At 63.6% G+C, this 3,894-nt stretch carries 3 protein-coding genes and 1 tRNA gene; 2 read left to right on the forward strand and 2 right to left on the reverse strand.

Translation table 11 applies throughout. From position 1 onward, the window contains the following. A partial coding sequence (locus VGH54_RS00005; protein WP_331509894.1) for a DUF520 family protein occupies positions 1-266 on the reverse strand: 266 nt, incomplete at its 3' end. A 77-nt stretch (positions 267-343) separates the two neighbouring features. On the opposite strand from VGH54_RS00005, the gene VGH54_RS00010 reads away from it, so the two are divergent. Together VGH54_RS00010 and VGH54_RS00015 are read left to right on the forward strand one after the other, a co-directional pair. Continuing rightward, positions 344-426: transfer RNA gene (locus VGH54_RS00010), tRNA-Tyr, on the forward strand. A 179-nt stretch (positions 427-605) separates the two neighbouring features. Continuing rightward, complete coding sequence (locus VGH54_RS00015; protein ID WP_331509895.1) at positions 606-3,509, forward strand: ornithine decarboxylase; 2,904 nt, start codon at positions 606-608, stop codon at positions 3,507-3,509. Here the strand turns inward: VGH54_RS00015 and VGH54_RS00020 are convergent. Further along, positions 3,506-3,894: nitroreductase family protein (locus tag VGH54_RS00020; protein ID WP_331509896.1), on the reverse strand; the 389-nt coding region annotated here is incomplete at its 5' end. The genes VGH54_RS00015 and VGH54_RS00020 overlap by 4 nt on opposite strands.

A 3,894-nucleotide genomic window follows, 5' to 3' on the forward strand; every position in this document is an offset into this window, starting at 1 on the left:
CCGGAGGCCTGCGGCTCGCCGGCGTCGAAGGCCTTGAGGCTGATGTCGCGCCGGATCAGCTTTTCCTTGAAGACGTCGACGGCAGCCTTGACGCGCTCCTCGGTGGAGCTGGTCAGCTCGATCGCCTCTTCGCCCTTCCAGGCGATCTTGGTGTCGGTGCCGCGGAAGTCGAACCGGGTGGACAGTTCCTTAGCGGCCTGGTTGAGGGCGTTGTCGACCTCCTGCCGATCGAGCTTGCTCACGACGTCGAACGATGAATCCGCCATTGGATACGTCCCCTTCTATCGATATTGGCCGTTTGTTATCCGAGTACATCTTCGTTGTAGGCTGCTACACGCACCACGGCAGATTGCCCGAGCGGCCAATGGGAGCGGACTGTAAATCCGTCGGCTTACGCCTACCCAGGTTCGAATCCTGGATCTGCCACCGAGGTTAGAGGGTATGCGGTCCCGCAGCGGCTATTTTGAGCTGCGGGCCAATTCAAAGCCCGGGCGGCAGCATCGGCAATTGCCACCATCACGCGACGGACGCTCACTGTTTGTTTGCTGGTCACCAGCGGGCGGGCTGGGTCTGCGAGCCTTGATTCGACGACCGGGAGGGCCGTGATGACAGAACACCTGCGCGCTTACAACAGCCTGTGGCAGGTTCGTAGCGACTCCTGGTGCCGATTGGAGGAGGCCGCCGACCGGCTGACGCGTCCGGACACCGCAGGCGTCCTGAAGGAAAAGTGCATCACCTCCTGCCAGGAGCTGCTGAATCAATTGAGCTCCTTGGAGCCTTACTGGGCCTACCCCGGCACGCCGCAATTCGCCCGTGTGCAAAGGCTTTTCGCTGCCGGTAGTTACGACAAGTTCTGCCAGTTGGTCGCGCGGATCAACCGGGCGCTGACTCAGGAGTCGTACCGCACCGGGGATGTGGAGAACGCCGGCGCCGACGAGCTGGACATGTTCCCGTCCGATCCGCGTCAGCTCGAGGGTCAGACCGAAGCCGAGCGCGACCGTCCCTACTTCGAAGTGCTGGTCGTCGAGAAGATGACCGAAGCGCAGGAGCGTGCGCTGCGCAGCGAGGTCCGCAAGTGGCGGCGCCCCGATGACGAATTCGTCTACGAGCTCGTGGTGGTGGCCAGTGGCGACGAGGCGCTGATCGCGGCACGACTCAACGTGAACCTGCAAGCCGTGGTGATTCGGCGGCGGTTCTCGCACCAGTCAACCCGCGACCTCTCGTCGCTGTCTGAGTTCGTCGACACCGGGGTGTCGAACGACCTGGCCGATCACTACTCGCCCGAGGAGCGGGCCCAAATTCTGGCCACATCGCTGGGCAAGCTGCGGCCCGAGCTCGACCTCTACCTGATGACCGAGATCGAGGTCGAGGACATCGCCGGCCGGCTCGGCCAGTACTTCCGCCGGGTGTTCCACGCCCGGGAGGGCATGCTCGAACTGCACCTGTCGATCCTGCACGGCGTGGCCGCGCGTTACCGTACGCCGTTCTTCAGCGCGCTCAAGCAGTACAGTCACCGGCCCACCGGTGTCTTCCACGCGCTGCCGATCTCGCAGGGCAAGTCGATTGTCAACTCGCACTGGATCAAAGATATGGTCGGCTTCTATGGCCTAGAAGTCTTCATGGCCGAGACGTCGGCTACCTGCGGTGGTCTCGACTCATTGCTGGAGCCCATCGGTCCGCTTCGTGAATCCCAGCAGCTTGCGTCGAAAGCGTATGGCTCGCGGCACACCTACTTCGTCACCAACGGCACGTCGACCGCCAACAAGATCATCACCCAAGCGGTGGTGGCCCCCGGCGACATCGTGCTGTTGGACCGTAACTGTCACCAGTCGCACCACTACGGCATGATGATGGCGGGCGCGAATGTCGTTTATCTCGAGGCCTATCCGCTCAACGACTACTCGATGTACGGTGCGGTGCCGCTGCGCGAGATCAAGTCAAAGTTGTTGGCGCTCAAGCGGGCCGGCAAGCTCGACCGCGTCAAAATGATGTCGCTGACGAACTGCACATTCGACGGGATCGTCTACGACGTCGAGCGGGTGATGGAGGAGTGCCTCGCGATCAAGCCCGACCTGGTGTTCCTGTGGGACGAGGCGTGGTTCGCCTTCGCCCGGTTCCACCCGGTGTACCGCACCCGCACCGCGATGGCCTCCGCGGCGGCGGTGCGCGAACGGCTGCAGAGCCCGGAATACAAGGCGCAGTTCGAGAAATACCTGGCTGAGCAGACCGCCGAGAAGCCCAGCGACGAAGATCTGCTGAACCGTCGCTTGATGCCCGACCCGGCGCGCGCTCGGGTGCGGGTGTACGCCGCGCAGTCCACCCACAAGACGCTGACCGCGCTGCGGCAGGGATCGATGATCCACGTCTACGACCAGGACTTCGACCAGAAGGTCGCGGTGCCGTTCCACGAGGCCTACATGGCGCACACCTCGACCTCGCCCAACTACCAGATCTTGGCGTCGTTGGACCTGGGTCGTCGTCAGGTGGCCCTGGAGGGCGCCGAGTTGGTGCAGCGCCAGATCGAGAACGCCATGCAGCTGCGCGACGCGATCGACAACCACCCGCTGCTCAGCAAGTACATGAATTGCCTTGGCACATCTCATCTCATCCCGAACGAGTTCCGTCCGACGGCCATCGATCAACCGCTGCGATCCGGTCTGCGGAACATGATGGCCGCGTGGCACGACGACGAGTTCGTACTCGACCCGTCGCGAATCACGTTGTCCATCGGACGTACCGGCTACGACGGCGACACGTTCAAGCGCGAGCAGCTGATGGACCGCTACGGCATTCAGATCAACAAGACCTCGCGCAACAGCGTGCTGTTCATGACGAACATCGGCACCACCCGTAGCTCGGTGGCGTTCCTGGTCGAGGTGTTGGTCAGCATCGCCGCCGAACTCGATCAGGCCATCTCCGAGATGAGCCTGGGCGAGCGCGAACATTTCGAGCAGGCAGTGTGGGGGCTGACCGAGCGTTCGGTGGTGCTGTGCAACTTCAGCGGATTCCACCCGGCGTTCCGGGACCACAGCGGTTCCGAGCCGACACCCGAGGGTGATGTCCGCAGCGCGTTCTACCTGTCGTACGACGACACGAACTGCGAATACCTCATGGGTGAGCAGATCGACGAAAAGCTGGATGCCGGAATCGATGTCGTGTCAGCAACGTACGTGACACCCTACCCCCCGGGCTTCCCGGTGCTGGTGCCCGGCCAGGTGTTCAGCCGCGAGATCCTGCAGTTCATGCGCGATCTGGACACCACGGAGATCCACGGCTACGAGCCGAACTTCGGCTACCGGGTGTACACCGAGAAGGCGATCGAGATGGTGGGCGCCGCAGCGGGTTTGCCGCCCAACAGCCACCACATCGAGGCTGAGACGTCGTCGAAGGCGACGAAGAAGAAGCCGGCCAAGCGCGGTGGCAATGGCCACGATTCGGGTCCTGCCCAGGTCGGCCAGGACGAACTGCTCGGCCAGCGCCAGCCCGGCGACGCGGTGACCGCCGACTAACCGAACGGCGCGCCGTCGAACCGCTCGCGAGTGGCGAGTTCGGCGACGCTGGCGCGCCTGAGCTTCGTCAGCTGTTTGCGCGGCTTGCCCAACGGCAGCAGTGCGGCGAGAGCGAATGACTCGGGCACGCCCAATAACTCTCGGACCCTGGGCTCCTCGGTGATGGCGCTGGTGGTGATGGTCCCGCCGTACCCTTCATTGCGCGCGGCCAGCAGGATGTTCCATACCAGCGGGTAGACCGATGCGCCGCTGACCACCCCGATCCGGTCGAGGTCTTGATCGACCGCGGCAACGACTTCGAGATCGACGAAGACCGCCAGCACCAACGCGGCATCGAGCATTGGCGCGGTCATCTGCGACGGCGGCTCGATGGCCGCGATCTGTT

The organism is Mycobacterium sp. (genome assembly GCF_036488105.1).
Lineage (GTDB): Bacteria > Actinomycetota > Actinomycetes > Mycobacteriales > Mycobacteriaceae > Mycobacterium.

Bases quoted from the DNA above. Each gene is read 5' to 3' on its own strand.
- VGH54_RS00015 (WP_331509895.1), top strand. From the start codon at position 606: ATGACAGAACACCTGCGCGCTTACAACAGCCTGTGGCAGGTTCGTAGC.